This window comes from Mammaliicoccus sp. F-M27, assembly GCF_022387115.1.
Taxonomy (GTDB): Bacteria; Bacillota; Bacilli; order Staphylococcales; family Staphylococcaceae; genus Mammaliicoccus; species Mammaliicoccus vitulinus.
In genome coordinates this window covers 298,129-315,521 of the sequence record NZ_JAJNIE010000002.1, presented here as the reverse complement: position 1 = coordinate 315,521, position 17,393 = coordinate 298,129, and the positions used below count along the sequence as shown (strand labels likewise).

The following is a 17,393-nucleotide window of genomic DNA, read 5'->3' as shown; positions in this document are numbered from 1 at the left end:
TTAAATATGTATAATATTCACGATGATGATATACTTTTATTGTTGAAATAATATATTAGGAGGTGACAATCATGTTCATTACATTATTCTTTTTAATGTTGCTCATCATTAGTTATATTGTAGACTTTAGGCAATATAAGAACGTTTTTTTGCTTGGGATTTTTCTTGTAAGTTTATTTACCAGCATTGTTGTAGAAGTTTTAATTCCATTTTTAAATTTGCATATGAATATTATTTATCTTTTAATGTCAAATATCATTTATGCTTTAATTGTCATTGTCGTCATGCTCTTGTCACTTTTGAATATAAAGAAGAAGATTGCAAACGAAGGCAGATTCGTCACGAACATGATTGTCTTAGGTTATGGCACATTTATTCTTATTAACTTTTTAATTATTATCTTTAAACCACATTTCTTAGTTGACGATTTAAATGGGCTTATCGTTATTGTCATTTCATGTTTGTTTTATTATTTAAATTTATTCTTCATCCTTCATAACTTATACTCTTGGATATTAAGCGGTGTAGCTAAAAGAAAAAAGGGTGACTTTATCATAGTTCTAGGTGCAGGTATCATTGGTGAAAAAGTGACACCGTTATTACAAGCGAGACTAGACAAAGCTATTAAATTGAAAAAGAAAAGTTTAGATACAATGATTATCGTAAGTGGTGGGCAAGGACCCGATGAAATAATTAGTGAAGCGGAAGCAATGAGAAGATACTTAGTCGATCAAGGTATTCGAAATGAAGAGATTATAATGGAAGATGCGTCTACAAATACCGAAGAAAATTTAGTTTTTTCAATGAAGGTAATGGACGAGTATAAAAAAGGAGCAATTGCTACAATTGTGTCGAATCATTTTCATATATTGAGAGCGGCGTTTTTATCTAAGAAACTAAATATCAATGCGACTGTAACAGGTGGATCTTCAAAGTCTTATTTCTATCCTAATGCATATATTAGAGAATATTTAGCAATTATGTACATGTTCAAGAAGACACATGCAATAGCAATCATTATGATGTTAGTTTTCGTAATTGCATATACTTTGCTGCGATCTTAATTAAAGATGCATTGTTTATCAAAAAAGCAGAGAAGACACTTTAAAAGTGTCTTCTCTGCTTTTTGTTTTTTAAGCTATTAATTATCTGGAGTCCAAATGACAATATCTTCGCCAGATTGGTTTTGTTGTTCTATATCTTGGAAACCATGCTTCAAGAAAAAGTCTTTAGATTGGTTACGAGCGATACATTTGATAGGTAACTTGAAACTCTTAGCATAATCTAATAACTGATTACCATATCCTCTGTCTTGATAATCTCTAATTACTTCAAGTTTCCATAATATAAGGTAATCATTAAATTGTGGGAAGTAAGTTTTTTCGATTTCAACTTGTTTATATAAACACATTCGCGCTACTAACTTGTCCCCAACGTAAATACCATAAAATGGTGAATCTGAACTAGCATCTATCATTTTTCCTTTTAGTTCTTCAACCATATATAAACCTTCGTTACCGAAGTTACGGAATTGTTCAAATGCTTCTTCAGTCTTGTAATTAATTTGTAAATGTACTACTTTAGCCATGATAATCCCCCTTGCTCTTTTCTCAATTATACTTCATTTAGATAAAATTTTAAATTATAAGCCGTTAGATTGTTTTATTTAACTACAATCTTTATACTATTGGTAGTAATTAATTTTGAAGGAGAAAGACTCGTATGGACTGTAAGAAGACTGTAATTGATCAACAAAATAGCTTTATAGATAGATATACAAATCAAAGCGATGAAATTTTGAATTTTTATGAATATAAACCTGGAGAACAATCTGAATTTGAAAGACGTGCTAAATTAAATTCTAATGGTAGAGAAAAAGCATTGTCAGAAGTGATTCATAGTTATATGTCTGACTTAGAACTGACAGAAGCACAGCTTAAGAATATTGAGAATTTAAGAAATGGTCACAAAGTTATAATTGGTGGTCAACAAGCAGGTTTATTTACTGGGCCGCTTTATACTTTCCATAAAATTATTTCTATAATAATTTTAGCGAATGAACAAAGTGAAAAATTAAACACAACAGTTGTGCCAGTTTTTTGGATAGCAGGAGAGGATCATGATTTTGATGAAATAAATCATACTTTTGCTTATGACCGTGTTTCTAGGCAGTTAAACAAAGTGAAATACAGCACTTTAGAACCTCCTGAAAAAAGCGTGTCTCAGTATCAGTTCGATAAAGAACTTGTCATGGATGCTTTAAGCGATATGTTTAGTGCTATAGGGGAAACAAATCATTCAAAGGCTGTTAAAGAAATGGTTACGGATGCGATAGAAGCATCTGATTCATGGAGCGATATCTTTAAGGTTATGACGAATGAAGTGTTTAAAGAGCATGGTTTATTATTAATTGATGCGAGCTATTCAAAATTAAGAACAATCGAGATACCATTATTTAAAGAAATAATCGAAAAACGTGAAGAGATAGATAATGCCTTCCGTAACACGCAAGATCAATTTGCTAATGTTATTAAAAAACGTATGATTTTAACAGATAGTAACGTACATTTGTTTTATGACTACAATCAGAAAAGACAATTGCTTATGTATGAAAATGAAAAATATTATTTAAGCAAGGATACGGATATAACTTTTAGCAAAGATGAATTAATCAGTGTGTTGGAAAAACATCCTGAAAGATTTTCTAATAACGTTGTCACAAGACCTTTAATGGAAGAATATTTATTTAATACGTTAAGCTTTATTGGTGGCCCAAGTGAAATTATATATTGGGGCGAACTTAAAGAGGTATTTAAAACGTTAAATATTGAAATGCCTATCGTTACGCCGAGAATGCGTATTAGTTATCTTACTCAAGAAAGCAAGAAGTGTATAGATACTTACGAACTGGATTTAGATAACCTGTTGATAAACGGTATTAAAGATGACAAAGATAAGTTTATTAGAGAAAAAGCGTCTGATGAAGTATTGAGAGAAATTGAAGAAATAAAAGTAGTTCAATCAAGTTTCCATCAAAAGCTTATCAATCAAATTGGTGATAATTATCAAAACAGAAAATTAGTCGAAAAGAACAACCAGATTCATCAGCATCAATACCAGTATTTGATAGATAGATACATGTTAAATGTAGAAAGAGAAAACGAAATTAGTATGAGACATTTTGAAATAGTGGAGAATACATTACATCCCCACCACGGACTACAAGAAAGAGTGTGGAATCCTATCCAATTAATGAATCAATTTGGGATTACTATGTTCAGTCCCTCCACTTATCCACCACTTCGTTACACTTTTGAACATATCACGCTTGAACTATAGTCAAATCAATGTTTAGCACCCAATTTACGAAATCGTAAATTGGGTGTTTTTTTAACTATTTACACAAAGTTTAAGAAAACTTGCATAAATAGTGGAGGATTGTGGGGGAATGTGGTAAATTATAAATAAGGTGAGGTGAAATAAAATGTTCATGGGTGAATATCAACATCAATTGGATATAAAAGGTCGTATAATTGTGCCTTCTAAATTCAGATATGATTTGAACGAACGTTTTATTATCACTAGAGGCCTAGACAAATGCTTGTTTGGCTACACTCTTGAAGAGTGGGCGCGCATTGAAGAAAAACTCAAAACCTTACCCATTACAAAAAAAGATGCCCGTAAATTTATGAGAATGTTCTTCTCAGGTGCTATTGAAGTGGAGTTAGACAAACAAGGACGTATTAATATTCCTCAAAATTTAAGAAGTTACGCTAATTTAAGTAAAGAATGTACTGTAATTGGTGTTTCTAATAGAATTGAAATTTGGGATAGAGCTACGTGGAATGATTTTTATGATGAATCTGAAGACAATTTTGAGGACATTGCGGAAGATCTCATTGATTTTGATTTTTAGGAGTGAATTAAATGTTTCATCACGTATCCGTACTATTAAAAGAAACAGTAGACAAGCTAGATATTAAACCCGATGGTACATACGTTGATTGTACATTAGGTGGAGCTGGGCATAGTTTATACCTGGTTGAACAATTGAGTGACGAAGGTCGACTGATTGCAATCGATCAAGATGAAACAGCGCTAGAGCATGCTAAAGAGATTTTAAAAGATCACTTGCATAAAATAATTTTTGTACAAGACAACTTTAGAAATTTAGAACATATATTAGAAGAATTACATATTAGTGAAGTAGATGGCGTACTATATGACCTAGGCGTATCTAGTCCACAACTCGATACACCTGAACGAGGTTTTAGTTATCACTATGATGCTAAGTTAGATATGAGAATGGATCAATCACAATCATTATCTGCTTATGAAGTGATAAACGAATGGTCATATGAACAACTTGTGAGAATCTTTTTTAGATATGGTGAAGAGAAGTTTTCTAAACAAATAGCTAGAAAGATTGAAGCAAGAAGAGAACAAGTACCTATAGAAACGACTTTCGAATTAGTGGATTTAATTAAACAAGGTATTCCAGCTGCTAAACGTAGAAAAGGTGGACATCCAGCAAAACGTGTCTTCCAAGCAGTGAGAATTGCAGTGAATGATGAATTAGGTGCTTTTGAAACATCAATTGAAGCTGCAATACAACACGTGAAAGTTGGCGGAAGAATCTCGGTAATTACGTTCCATTCTTTAGAAGATCGTTTGTGTAAACAAGTCTTTCAAGAATATGAAAAAGGACCAGATGTACCAAGGGGATTGCCGGTTATACCGGAAGAGTACAAGCCGAAATTGAAACGAGTAAATAGAAAACCAATTATTTCTGATGATCAAGAACTTGAGCAAAACAAACGAGCAAGAAGTGCGAAGTTAAGAGTAGCAGAAATTTTGAAGTAAGCAGAGGAGTGGCAATTGAATGGCAGTAGAAAGAATATATCCAAATGAGTGGCAAGAGCCACAACTCGAACCGAAGAAGAAAAAAGTTACAAGGACCAAAGTTGTAGGTATATCTAGAATCGAAAAAGTCGTATACATATCATTAATAACTATGATTGCGTTGATAAGTATTTATATGCTATCTTTAAAAATGGATGCGTATAACAATAAGACTCAAATTGCAGAATTAGACAGTAAAATTGAACAACAACAAACAACTAATAGTGATTTGAAGACGGAATCTATGAAACAATCGTCATACGAGCGCATCTACGAAAAAGCTGAAGACTACGGTCTAAAGTTGAATAATGACAATGTAAAGGTAGTGCGTAGTGATGCCAAAAATTAAAATAAAGAAAAATAAAATAGGAGCAGTCCTCTTAGTAAGCTTTTTCGGACTGCTCTTTTTTATATTGGCTGTAAGATATTCATATTTAATGATCAGCGGACACTCTGCTGGTGAAGATTTAACTTACAGGGCCAGTGAAAAATATTTAAGACAATCAGTTGCAGAGCCAGAACGTGGAAAAATTTATGATAGAAATGGGAAAGTTTTAGCTGAAGATACAGATAGCTATAAATTAGTAGCAATTTTAGATAAAAAAATGAGTGAAGGTAGCGATAAGCCAAGGCATGTTAAAGATAAAGAAAAAACTGCTAAAGCGTTATCTAAAATCATTGATATGGATGAAAAAGACATATTAAGTAAACTTAAGACAAAAAAAGCCTTTCAAGTTGAGTTTGGACAAAAAGGTAAAGATTTAACATATAAACAAAAAACGCAAATTGAAAAATTAAAATTACCTGGTCTTACATTTGAAACTGAGAAAAAAAGATTTTATCCTAATGGAAACTTTGCATCTCATCTTATTGGTCTAGCAGATAAAGACCAAGAAACAAACCAATTAAAAGGCGTTGCAGGTGCTGAAAAAGTGTTTGATAGTTATTTAAGTGGTAAAAAAGGTAAAAATTCATATAAACAAGATATATGGGGCATGCTCGTACCAAACAGTGAAAACAGTATTAAAGCTAAAAATGGTGATGACGTGCACTTGACTTTAGACTCTAATATTCAAGTATTCGTTGAAAATGCACTTAATGAAATGGATGATCGATATAAACCTAAAGACTTATTTGCTGTCGTAATGGATGCAAAGACTGGAGAAATATTAGGTTATAGTCAACGTCCAACATTTAATCCGGATACAAAAAAAGATTTTGGTAAAAAATGGGCGAATGATTTATATCAAAATACATATGAACCAGGTTCTACATTTAAGACATATGGACTTGCTGCAGCAATTGAAGAAGGTAAGTTTGAACCTAAGAAAAAATTCAAATCTGGTCATAGAGAAATTGATGGATTTAAAATTTACGATTGGAACGATGATGGTTGGGGCAATATACCTATGACTACTGGATTTACTTATTCAGCTAATACACTCATGATGAAATTACAAGATTTAGTTGGAGAAGATAAAGCGAAAGCTTACTATGAAAAGTTTGGTTTCGGTAAGAAAACAGGAGGCTTGTTCGATAGTGAAGCGCCAGGTAATATTGCGTTTGACAATGAACTTCAAAGAAAGACATCTGCATTCGGACAATCAACTACTGTAACACCAGTACAAATGTTGCAAGCTGAAACAGCAATATTAAATCAAGGTAATATGTTAGAACCTTATTATGTACAATCAATTCAAAATAAAGAAAATAATGAAACAATTAAAAAAGGCGATAAAAAAGTCGTCGGCAATCCAATTTCTAAAGATACTGCTCAAAAAACAATGGATGAATTAGATAAAGTCGTAAATAGTAAAGAAAGCCACGCAACAAATTACCAAATTGATGGCTATCGTGTAGCAGGTAAAACGGGTACTGCTCAAGTTCCAGATACAAAAAATGGTGGTTATGTTAATGGCGCAAACCCTTATTTTGTTAGTTTCATGGGTTACGCACCTGCAAAAGATCCAGAAGTAGTTGTTTATGCAGGTATGTCATTGGCGCAAAAGCGTGACTTAGAAGCATATGAATACGGTGTTTCAAGAGGGTTTAATCCTATTATGGAAAACACATTGAAATATTTAGATGTTGAAGAAACAGAAGGAAAGACTAAGGATAAATCGTCAGAAGTTCCGGATGTGGTCAACATGAGTATTCAAAAAGCAACTGATGCAATTAAAGGTAAGAAATTAGAACCAATTGTCATCGGCAATGGTCAAAAAGTTAAGAAACAATTGCCTCTTAAAGGAAAAAATGTTCAAGACAAAGAAAGAATCTTGCTTGTTACTGACGGAGAAATGACGATGCCAGATACTGAGAAATGGACTAAACGTGATCTCTTGAAACTACAAGAAGCTACTGGAATCGATGTGGAAACAGAGGGTTCTGGTTATGTGTCTGAACAATCAATAGAAGGAAATCAAACGATTAAAGCTGGTACAAAAGTGAAATTCACACTTTCGAATAATCATCCAAATGGTGATGATTCTATAGGGCAAGTACCAGAAGAAGATGCTTCTAAAGATACAAAGGAAAGTAAAGATGATAGTAAAGAAGAGAAATCTAGTGATTCATAAAATCACTAGATTCCCGATAAAAAAATAAAAGAAAAGGTGAACAATTATGAATTTTACGCTACCTGTCATTGCGTTTTTATTGACTTTGATACTCGTGCCAGTTTTAATTCCAACACTTAAAAAATTAAAGTTTGGTCAGAGTATAAGAGAAGAAGGACCAAAGAGTCATATGAAAAAAACAGGCACACCAACAATGGGTGGGTTAACATTTTTACTTTCAACTATTATTGTTACAATCATTGCATTATTTTATGTAGAACAAGTAGGTCCACTTATTCTATTGCTATTTGTAACAATTGGATTCGGTTTAATTGGTTTTATAGACGACTATATTATTGTCGTTAAAAAAAATAATCAAGGCTTAACAAGTAAACAAAAATTCTTCGCGCAAATTGCGATTGCGATTATATTTTATATTGTGAGCGTTATTTTACCGAATTATGATTTTGAAACTGCAATCAATATACCATTTACCGATTGGTCATTACCTTTATCTATCTTTTACATAATATTTATTGTGTTCTGGCAAGTTGGATTCAGTAATGCTGTAAACTTAACAGATGGATTGGATGGCCTATCAACAGGTTTATCTATCATTGCATTTGGTTTTTATGCAGTTTTATCGTTTATCTTAGATAAACCAGAAATAGGTTTATTCTGTTTAGTCATGTTAGCAAGCTTGATTGGATTTTTAATTTATAATAAATATCCAGCAAAAGTATTTATGGGAGATACAGGAAGTTTAGCATTAGGTGGTATTTTTGCGACAATTTCAATTATGCTTAATCAAGAAATCACTTTGTTATTGATAGGTTTAGTATTTGTAATTGAAACATTGTCAGTAATGTTACAAGTTACATCATATAAACTTACAGGTAAGAGAATATTTAAAATGAGTCCATTGCATCATCACTTTGAACTAGTTGGTTGGAGTGAATGGAAGATTGTCTTAGTATTCTGGGCTACAGGTATCATTACAGGTGCAATTGGTTTATGGATTGGAGTAATGTGATATGAAGGAATATGATGTATTAAAAGGAAAAGATGTACTCATATTAGGTTTAGCTAAGAGTGGGTATGAAAGTGCGAAATTATGCCATAAACTAGGTGCAAATGTCACTGTGAATGATGGTAAAGATTTAACTTCTGATCCTCACGCGCTTGAATTGATTAACCAAGGTATTGACGTGATTAGCGGAGAGCATCCAATTAGTTTACTGGATAATAATCCGTTAGTGGTTAAGAATCCAGGTATTCCATATAGTATTCCTTTATTACAAGAAGCAGTTAATAAAGGGTTAGATATCATTACAGAAGTTGAATTGAGTTATTATATTTCTGAAGCACCTATTATCGGTATTACGGGAACGAACGGGAAAACAACTGTGACTTCTTTAATAGGGGACATGTTTGGAAATAGTAAAGTTAATGGACAAGTTTCTGGGAATATTGGTGTAGTTGCATCGAAAGTAGCACAAGAAGTTACAAAAGACGATTACCTCATAACCGAATTATCATCATTCCAACTTTTAGGAACGATTAATTACAGACCTCATATTGCAATTGTTACGAATATATATTCTGCTCATTTAGATTATCACGGTAATTTGGAAGAGTATCAAAATGCTAAAAAGAATATTTTTAAAAATCAATCTGAAGATGATTATTTAATCTTTAATTATGAGCAAAGACATCTCATCAATAAAGATGACATAAAATCTAAAATTCTTTATTTCTCTACTCAACAACAAGTTGATGGTATTTATATAGAAGATGATTACGTCGTTTATAAAGATGTCAGAATTATTCATAAGAATGATATTGTTTTACCGGGTAAACATAATTTAGAAAATGTACTTGTAGCTGTTCTAGCTGCTTTATTATCTGGAGTAGATGTTAAATCTATTGTTCATACATTAACAACATTCTCTGGTATTAAGCATAGACTACAATATGTTGGTAATAATCGAGGAAATAAATATTATAATGACTCTAAAGCAACGAATACTTTAGCTACTCGATTTGCTTTGAGTGCCTTTAATTCTCCAATTATATGGTTGTGTGGAGGCTTGGATCGAGGTAATGATTTTGACGATTTGATACCTTATATGGACAATGTTCGATTGATGGTTACTTTTGGAGAAACAAAAACCAAGCTTAAAACATTAGGTGCAAGTCAAGGTAAAGAAGTTATACAAGCAAATGATGTGAAAGATGCTGTCGATAAGATACAAGATTATATCCAGTCAAATGATGTTGTATTATTATCGCCTGCATGTGCGAGTTGGGACCAATATGATACGTTTGAAGCGCGTGGTGAAGAATTCATCGAAAGTTTCCAAAAACATTTACCAACTTTTTAGAAATTGTATAAAAAGGAGTGACAACCGTGAATAAAAGTTCTGATAATAATGAGGATATATTGCAATTTGAAACGACTACTGAAGACGAACGTTTGAATATTATAAGAAAAAAAAGAAAACGTAGACGTCAAATTCAATTAGGTGTATTCATAGGTGTTATACTCCTTGTCATTTTGATTGTTATTTATATGTTTACAGATATAAGTAAAGTTGATCAAGTTGATATTAAAGGCGAAGAAATCGTAGCAAAAAAAGATATTGAAAAAGCCTTGAATATTCAATCTGATTCTAGAATTTATAATTTGTCAAAAAGTGATATGACAACAAAAGTAGAAAAAATCGAAGGTGTTAAAAGTGTTAAAATTAAAAGACACTTCCCAAATGATTTAACCGTTGAAGTGAAAGAGTATGAACCAATTGGTTTGATTAAAAGTAAAAAAGGATATACGCCTTTGTTAGAAAATGGATCAACTATGAAAAAATTATCGACTGATTTACCAATTGATGTTCCTATTTTAAATGATTTTAGTTCGAAAAAATTAGAAAAATTAATTCCTGAATTAAAGAAAGTTAAACCTAGAGTTAAAGCGATGATTTCAGAAGTGAATTATAAACCAGGTGAAAATAATGAAAATAGAATACAGTTGTTTATGACAGATAATGTCGAAGTTGTTGGAGATATTCAAACTTTCGCGAGCAAAATTAACTATTATCCGAGTATTTCTGATAAATTAGAAAGAGATAACTCTGGAGCGCTAAAAATACCTGGATTTGTAGATTTGCAAGTTGGCGTGACGTTTTTACCTTATGAATCAAAAGAACAACAAAAAGAACGTTCTGAAAAAGAGTCTGAACAAGACGAAAATACTCAAACTGAACAAAAAAAATTAGACAAAGCGCTGCAAGATTTATCTAAAGAATTGGATAAATCAGGTGAAGAATCAAAATCATCTGAGAAATCGGAAGAATAAGTAAAAAAATCAATAAATAAACCTATAATTAGTTCACATTAAATCATCTATCATGTAAACTAATAATAGTGTAAATTTGATTATCATGTGTTAGAGGAGGTGCCTATCGATGGAGGAACATTATTATATCAGTTTAGATATAGGTTCATCGAGTGTAAAAGTAATAGTAGGAGAAAAGTTTCATAATGGCATTAACGTGATAGGTACAGGGCAAACGTATACGAATGGTATAAGAAATGGTTGTATTGATGATTTTGATATTGCTAAACAAGCAATTAAAGATACAATCAAAAAAGCAGCGATTGCTTCTGGTGTAGACATTAAAGAAGTATTTTTGAAAATGCCTATCGTGAATACAGAAATATACGACGAGAAATTTGAAATACCTTTTGAAGGAACAGAAACTGAAATAAATGGAAGTCATATTGAATCAGTATTAGACGGGATTAGAGATTTAAATGACGTTCCAGAAACTGAAGTGATCGGCGTATTTCCAATGAAATTTATTGTCGATGATTTGCATGAAGTGTCTGACCCTAAAGAAATGGTAGCAACTCAATCATTAAAAGTAGAGGCAGGCGTTATTGCAACATCAAAATCACTTTTAATCAATATAATTAAATGTGTTGAATCATGTGGAGTAGATGTTTTAGAAGTATTTTCAGATGCTTATAATTATCAATCTATACTATCGCCAACTGAAGTAGAACTAGGTGCTTGTGTAATTGATATAGGTGAAGATTTAACTCAAGTAGGTTTCTATGAAAGAGGAAATCTTGTTGATGCTGATACGATTGAGATGGCAGGTAGAAGTATTACAACAGATATCGCAAAATCGTTAAATACTACATATGACAACGCTGAGAAGATTAAACAACAATATGGACATGCATTTTATGATTCTGCATCAGACCAAGATGTTTTTAGCGTTGAGCAAGTCAATGAAGATGGTCACGCACAATTTACTCAAAAAGAGCTTAGTGAAATTATCGAATCTAGAGTAGAAGAAATATTCTTTGAAATATTCGATTTACTACAAGACATGGGTATAACAAATGTTAATGGTGGATTTATTGTGACTGGAGGTACTTCAAACCTACTTGGAATTAAAGAACTATTACAAGATATGGTCAATGAAAAAGTACGTGTACATACACCGTCACAAATGGGTATACGTAAACCTGAATTTACTTCTAGTATATCTACAATATCTAGTGGAATAAACTTTGATGAGCTACTAGATTATGTTACAATGAATAATTATGATATCGATAATGTTGAAGAAGAAACATACGAAGATGTAAATCAAGAAACTAAAGCTAAACCATATGAACAATGGTTTAAGAAAAAAACAAACAAAGATAAAAATAATGACGCAAAAGCTTCAAATTCTGGTACAGACAATTACTCCGAAGCTGATTATGAATCGGATAGTCAAGAAGAGAAGCCTAGTGTATTTAAAAAATTAATGAAATCGTTATTTGATTGATGGGTCATAAAGATTAGGAGGATAATAAATGTTAGAATTTGAGCAAGGATTTAATCATTTAGCTACTTTAAAAGTAATTGGTGTTGGTGGCGGAGGTAATAACGCTGTTAACCGTATGATAGATCACGGTATGAATAATGTAGAATTTATTTCTATTAATACAGATGGTCAAGCTTTAAATTTATCAAAAGCTTCATCTAAAATTCAAATTGGTGAAAAATTAACGCGTGGACTTGGCGCAGGAGCTAACCCAGAAATCGGGAAAAAAGCTGCTGAAGAATCACGTGAACAAATAGAAGATGCGATCCAAGGTGCTGATATGGTATTCGTTACTGCTGGTATGGGTGGCGGAACTGGTACAGGTGCGGCACCTGTAGTTGCTAAAATCGCTAAAGAAATGGGCGCTTTAACAGTTGGTGTTGTAACACGTCCATTTAGCTTTGAAGGTCGTAAACGTCAAACTCAAGCTGCTGCTGGTGTAGAATCTATGAAAGCTGCAGTAGATACGCTAATCGTTATACCAAATGACCGCTTATTAGATATCGTTGATAAATCAACGCCTATGATGGAAGCGTTCAAAGAAGCAGATAACGTATTACGCCAAGGTGTACAAGGTATCTCAGATTTAATCGCTGTATCAGGTGAAGTTAACTTAGACTTTGCAGACGTTAAGACAATTATGTCTAACCAAGGTTCAGCATTAATGGGTATCGGTGTATCTTCAGGTGAAAACAGAGCAATCGAAGCTGCTAAAAAAGCAATTTCTTCACCGTTATTAGAAACATCTATAGTTGGTGCTCAAGGTGTCTTAATGAACATTACTGGTGGAGAGTCATTATCACTATTTGAAGCTCAAGAAGCAGCAGATATTGTACAAGACGCAGCAGATGAAGATGTGAATATGATATTTGGTACAGTTATTAACCCAGAATTACAAGACGAATTAGTCGTTACTGTAATTGCTACTGGTTTCAATGACAAACCTTCTAGTGCTCGCAAACCTCAAACTGGTGGAGCATTTGGTGGAACTACAGAAGAACCTACTTCTAAAAGAGAAGAAGGGGAATCACTAGGTAGAACAGCTTCATTTGAAAATAAATCAGCAAATGAATCAACTGATGATAGTGATATTCCAAGTTTCATTCGAAATAGAGAAGATAGACGTTCTAGACGCTCTAGACGATAAATGAACTTAAAAAGTCATCAGGCTAAGTCCTGGTGACTTTTTTTGTTAGGAGAGATGAAATGAAAGAGATATTTAGTCAGCATAAACATTATTTGGCATATGACATCGATGACAGATCTGATATAACACTTGGCATAACAACACGTCGAGATGGTTATAGTTTATATCCGGAGAATGCTTTCAATATGGCACGTTATATAGATGACAAGCCAGAAAATGTTACAAAACACCAAAGCATATTAGCTGATGAAATTGATTTCAGTCGTGAAAATTGGGTCTTTCCAATTCAAACACATGAAAACAAAGTACAAGAAGTATTTTCAACAGATAAAGGTAAAAATATTAATGAATTAACAAATGAACTGGATGGTATTGATGGACTATATACTTATGAATCTGATTTACTATTAACAATGTGTTTTGCTGATTGTGTGCCTATTTATTTGTATGATATTAAAAATGAGTATGTTGGTATTTGTCACGCTGGTTGGAGAGGGACTTATTCTGAAATATTAAAAGAAATGATTGCTAAATTTAAGGGAGATAAATCCGATTTAAGAATCGTTATTGGTCCATCTACTTCTAATAGTTATGAAATAAATGAAGATATTTATAATAAATTCACAACTTTACCTATAGACGCTCATTTATATACAGAACAAAGAGGACATGATAAATACGGTATTGATTTAAAGCTTGCTAACGAGTTGTTAGCTATTCATTACGGCATCAGTCCGAAGCATATTGTTAAAACGAACCATTGTACTGCAAGTGAAACAGATTTATTCTTTTCATATAGGGTAGAAAAAGGTAAGACCGGTAGAATGTTAGCATTTATTGGCAGAAAGTAGGTAAAACTTTGAAATCAGTAAAAGAAAATTTGATCGATATAAATTCACAAATTTGTAATAGTAGTAAAGAATCAGCATTCGAAACGACACCTCAAGTGATTGTTGTGACAAAATATGTTACAATAGACCGAGCTATAGAAGCTTATCAAGCTGGATTGAAAAATTTTGGTGAGAATAGAATAGAAGGTTTCTTAGAGAAGAAAAAACATCTACCTGATGATGCTGTAATGCACTTTATTGGTTCATTACAAACAAGAAAAGTTAAAGAAATAATCAATGAAATTGATTATTTACATGCGTTAGATAGAATAAAATTAGCTAAAGAAATTGATAAACGTGCTAATCATGTTGTAAAATGTTTTGTTCAAGTGAATGTTTCTGGTGAAGAATCTAAGCATGGTATTTCACCTGAAGAAGTGATTCCATTTATTAAAGAACTTGAAACTTTTAAACATATTGAGATAGTTGGTTTAATGACTATGGCACCTTTGACTGAAGATAAATCAAAATTAAGACAATATTTTAATCAACTAAGAACAATAAAAGATAAAGTGCAGTTACTAAATTTAGCACATGCGCCATGTACAGAATTATCTATGGGTATGAGTAATGATTTTAACGAAGCAATTTTAGAAGGTGCTTCATACGTAAGAATTGGGACTAAATTAGTTGGTGAATAGGAGTGTAAATTATGGCAATTAAAGATGTATTTAAAGGTTTCTTCGTAGTTGACGAAGAAGAAGAAGTTTACGAAGAACCCGAGAGAGAACAAAGCAAAACACCACAACAAGAACCATCAACTCAAGACAAAAAAACGAATCAACAATCTATTCAAAGTATACCTACACAAAAAACAAATACAACAAGATATCAATCACAGCGTTCACGTGATTTTAAAAAACCTGAAAGGAAAGAGGCCATGACTGAAAAACGTACAAATTCATCTCAAACGAATGTGGTTAGCATGAGTGGTAATATGGATTTTGCGCAAAGTTCTAAAATGTGCTTATTTGAACCGAGAGTGTTTTCTGATACACAAGATATCGCTGATGAGTTAAAAAACAGAAGAACGACATTAGTAAATTTACAGCGCATTGATAAAGTATCTGCTAAAAGAATTATAGATTTCTTAAGTGGTACTGTTTATGCTATAGGTGGCGACATTAGAAGAGTTGGTACTGATATTTTCTTATGTACACCTGATAACGTTGAAGTAGCAGGATCTATAACTGAACAATTAGAGCAAGTTGAACCTTATCAAGAATAGAGGAAATAAGATATGGATAGTGGATTATTAAGTACAATTTTAGGATTTGTATTATTTATAGTTAAAATTTATCAATATGGTATGATCGTTTATTTCCTTACATCTTGGTTACCAGGTGTTAGAGAAGGCGCATTTGGACAATTTTTAGGGAAAATATATGAACCGTTTTTAGAACCATTCAGAAAAATCATTCCACCTTTAGGTATGTTAGATATATCTTCAATAGTGGCATTTATTACTTTGAGTTTATTCTATGTCGGTTTAATCAATATATTTAATATGATTGTGCCTGTAGTACCTATTTTATAAATGAACAATGAATGACAGTAGGGTGAGACGAAATGTCACATCCTATTTTTTATATAATTAGAGGTGTAAAAATGGATATATATCAACACTTTAGAAAAGAAGAAAAAGAAGAAATTGATTTATTTTTAAATAAATGTGAAATCGCTGAAAGAAATTACCAACATGTATTAACAGATTTTTTAGACCCTAGAGAACAATATATTTTGCAAACGATCGTTGGAGGATTTGACGAGCTGAACGTACATTATTTTGGTGGGGATGATAAATTAGAAAGAAAACGTGCAATCATTGCGCCAGATTATTTTGTTCCAACAGAAGAAGATTATGAAATTGTTCTGATTGAACTTACATATCCTTCTAAGTTTGTTAAACTGACGCACAGAAATGTTTTAGGAACTATTATGTCTCTTGGGATAGATAGAAACCAACTTGGCGATATTATTGTCAATGATCGCATACAGTTTGTTTTGACAAAAAGATTTGAATCATATATTATGATGGAATTAACAAAGATTAAAGGCGCTGGAATCAAATTGAGTTCTATTCCATTCGGAAATATGATACAATCAAGTGAGAATTGGATTACTCATGATATAACAGTTAGCGCGATGAGACTTGATGTAATCATTAAACATATTACAAACACAAGTAGAACGATAAGTAAAAAGCTTATCGAAGGTAAACGTGTTAAAGTGAATCATAGAGAAATTGAATCAGTAGACTTTACAGTCGAAGAGAATGACTTATTATCTATTAAAGGATACGGTCGAGCTTTGATCATAGCAAACAATGGAGAGTCTAAAAAAGGCAAGATAAGAATAACTTATCGAACTTTGTTTAAATAGTGCTGAGGAGGAAAACTTATGGCATTTACCCCTGAAGAAATCAAACAAAAAGAATTCAGTAGAGTCCATAAAGGATTAGATGAAACAGAAGTACGTGAATACTTACAGACTTTAAGTAATGAAATTGAAAAGTTAAAAGCTGATAAAGAACAATTACAAACTTTAATAAATGATAAAGATGAAAATATCAACCGTTTCAAAGCGGTTGAAAATACAATATCTGAAGCGTTATTACAAGCACAAAAAGCAGGCGAAGAAACAAAGCATACGGCTATTTTGAGAGCAGATGCTATTGTTAAAGAAGCAGAAGGTCGTTCTGATCAAATCATTAACGATGCACTTCAAAAAGCGCGTCATATCAGTTTCCAAACTGAAGATATGAAACGTCAATCTAAAGTGTTCCGCTCTCGTTTCCGCATGTTAGTAGAAGCGCAATTAGATTTATTGAAAACTGAAGATTGGGATTATTTACTGAATTATGATGTCGATCAACAAAAAGTTACTGAAGAAAATATTGACATTTTGAATAAAGAAGAAGAAAATAATCAAGAACAGATAAATAATCAATCAGTTAAAAGTGAAGAGGATACGTCTAAAGAATAATGAATTGCTAAGCGAATTAGGGATAGTGAGA

Annotated in this window: 18 protein-coding genes; 17 read left to right on the top strand and 1 reads right to left on the bottom strand. The window is 32.2% G+C overall.

Annotated features, from left to right (window positions below):
* The first annotated feature begins 71 nt into the window (after nucleotides 1-71).
* Nucleotides 72-1,064 carry a YdcF family protein gene (locus LQ598_RS03980; protein ID WP_239745260.1) on the top strand — a complete coding sequence of 331 codons (993 nt, stop codon included), beginning with the start codon at nucleotides 72-74 and terminating at the stop codon, nucleotides 1,062-1,064.
* Nucleotides 1,065-1,141: 77 nt separating this feature from the next.
* On the opposite strand, the gene LQ598_RS03975 is transcribed toward LQ598_RS03980, so the two are convergent.
* Nucleotides 1,142-1,588, bottom strand: coding sequence for an N-acetyltransferase (locus LQ598_RS03975; RefSeq protein ID WP_239745259.1), 447 nt, complete (start codon nucleotides 1,586-1,588; stop codon nucleotides 1,142-1,144).
* Nucleotides 1,589-1,722: 134 nt separating this feature from the next.
* On the opposite strand from LQ598_RS03975, the gene bshC reads away from it, so the two are divergent.
* From bshC to LQ598_RS03895, 16 genes are all read left to right on the top strand, one after another.
* The gene (gene bshC, locus LQ598_RS03970) at nucleotides 1,723-3,339 is read left to right on the top strand and encodes a bacillithiol biosynthesis cysteine-adding enzyme BshC (RefSeq protein ID WP_239745258.1); all 1,617 of its coding nucleotides are present in this window, start codon (nucleotides 1,723-1,725) and stop codon (nucleotides 3,337-3,339) included.
* A 145-nt stretch (nucleotides 3,340-3,484) separates the two neighbouring features.
* Nucleotides 3,485-3,916, top strand: a complete 432-nt coding sequence (gene mraZ / locus LQ598_RS03965; protein ID WP_016911082.1) for a division/cell wall cluster transcriptional repressor MraZ — start codon at nucleotides 3,485-3,487, stop codon at nucleotides 3,914-3,916.
* Nucleotides 3,917-3,927: 11 nt separating this feature from the next.
* Nucleotides 3,928-4,863, top strand: a complete 936-nt coding sequence (gene rsmH, locus LQ598_RS03960) for a 16S rRNA (cytosine(1402)-N(4))-methyltransferase RsmH (RefSeq protein WP_103322444.1) — start codon at nucleotides 3,928-3,930, stop codon at nucleotides 4,861-4,863.
* A gap of 19 nt (nucleotides 4,864-4,882) precedes the next feature.
* Nucleotides 4,883-5,251: a cell division protein FtsL gene (gene ftsL / locus LQ598_RS03955; RefSeq protein ID WP_239745257.1), complete on the top strand. Its 369-nt coding sequence runs from the start codon at nucleotides 4,883-4,885 to the stop codon at nucleotides 5,249-5,251.
* Nucleotides 5,238-7,478, top strand: coding sequence for a penicillin-binding protein (locus LQ598_RS03950; RefSeq protein ID WP_239745255.1), 2,241 nt, complete (start codon nucleotides 5,238-5,240; stop codon nucleotides 7,476-7,478). Before ftsL ends, LQ598_RS03950 begins: the two co-directional genes overlap by 14 nt.
* Before the next feature lie 46 nt (nucleotides 7,479-7,524).
* Nucleotides 7,525-8,490, top strand: coding sequence for a phospho-N-acetylmuramoyl-pentapeptide-transferase (gene mraY / locus LQ598_RS03945; protein WP_016911078.1), 966 nt, complete (start codon nucleotides 7,525-7,527; stop codon nucleotides 8,488-8,490).
* Between the two features lies 1 nt (nucleotide 8,491).
* A complete protein-coding gene (gene murD / locus LQ598_RS03940; protein WP_016911077.1) occupies nucleotides 8,492-9,841 on the top strand; it encodes a UDP-N-acetylmuramoyl-L-alanine--D-glutamate ligase in 1,350 nt (449 codons plus the stop codon).
* Nucleotides 9,842-9,867: 26 nt separating this feature from the next.
* Nucleotides 9,868-10,812 (top strand): cell division protein FtsQ/DivIB, encoded by a 945-nt coding sequence (locus LQ598_RS03935; RefSeq protein ID WP_239745254.1) that lies wholly within the window; start codon nucleotides 9,868-9,870, stop codon nucleotides 10,810-10,812.
* Nucleotides 10,813-10,921: 109 nt separating this feature from the next.
* Nucleotides 10,922-12,301, top strand: a complete 1,380-nt coding sequence (gene ftsA / locus LQ598_RS03930) for a cell division protein FtsA (protein ID WP_016911074.1) — start codon at nucleotides 10,922-10,924, stop codon at nucleotides 12,299-12,301.
* Nucleotides 12,302-12,329: 28 nt separating this feature from the next.
* A complete protein-coding gene (gene ftsZ / locus LQ598_RS03925) occupies nucleotides 12,330-13,487 on the top strand; it encodes a cell division protein FtsZ (RefSeq protein WP_103322448.1) in 1,158 nt (385 codons plus the stop codon).
* A gap of 59 nt (nucleotides 13,488-13,546) precedes the next feature.
* Nucleotides 13,547-14,338: a peptidoglycan editing factor PgeF gene (gene pgeF / locus LQ598_RS03920; RefSeq protein WP_239745253.1), complete on the top strand. Its 792-nt coding sequence runs from the start codon at nucleotides 13,547-13,549 to the stop codon at nucleotides 14,336-14,338.
* Between the two features lie 8 nt (nucleotides 14,339-14,346).
* Nucleotides 14,347-15,018 carry a YggS family pyridoxal phosphate-dependent enzyme gene (locus LQ598_RS03915; RefSeq protein WP_016911071.1) on the top strand — a complete coding sequence of 224 codons (672 nt, stop codon included), beginning with the start codon at nucleotides 14,347-14,349 and terminating at the stop codon, nucleotides 15,016-15,018.
* A gap of 11 nt (nucleotides 15,019-15,029) precedes the next feature.
* Nucleotides 15,030-15,605 carry a cell division protein SepF gene (locus LQ598_RS03910; RefSeq protein ID WP_016911070.1) on the top strand — a complete coding sequence of 192 codons (576 nt, stop codon included), beginning with the start codon at nucleotides 15,030-15,032 and terminating at the stop codon, nucleotides 15,603-15,605.
* Between the two features lie 12 nt (nucleotides 15,606-15,617).
* Nucleotides 15,618-15,914 carry a YggT family protein gene (locus LQ598_RS03905; protein WP_016911069.1) on the top strand — a complete coding sequence of 99 codons (297 nt, stop codon included), beginning with the start codon at nucleotides 15,618-15,620 and terminating at the stop codon, nucleotides 15,912-15,914.
* A 71-nt stretch (nucleotides 15,915-15,985) separates the two neighbouring features.
* Nucleotides 15,986-16,759, top strand: coding sequence for a YlmH family RNA-binding protein (locus tag LQ598_RS03900; protein WP_100215588.1), 774 nt, complete (start codon nucleotides 15,986-15,988; stop codon nucleotides 16,757-16,759).
* An 18-nt stretch (nucleotides 16,760-16,777) separates the two neighbouring features.
* On the top strand, nucleotides 16,778-17,362 hold the full coding sequence (locus tag LQ598_RS03895; RefSeq protein ID WP_239745252.1) for a DivIVA domain-containing protein: 585 nt from the start codon (nucleotides 16,778-16,780) through the stop codon (nucleotides 17,360-17,362).
* Nucleotides 17,363-17,393 lie beyond the last annotated feature (31 nt).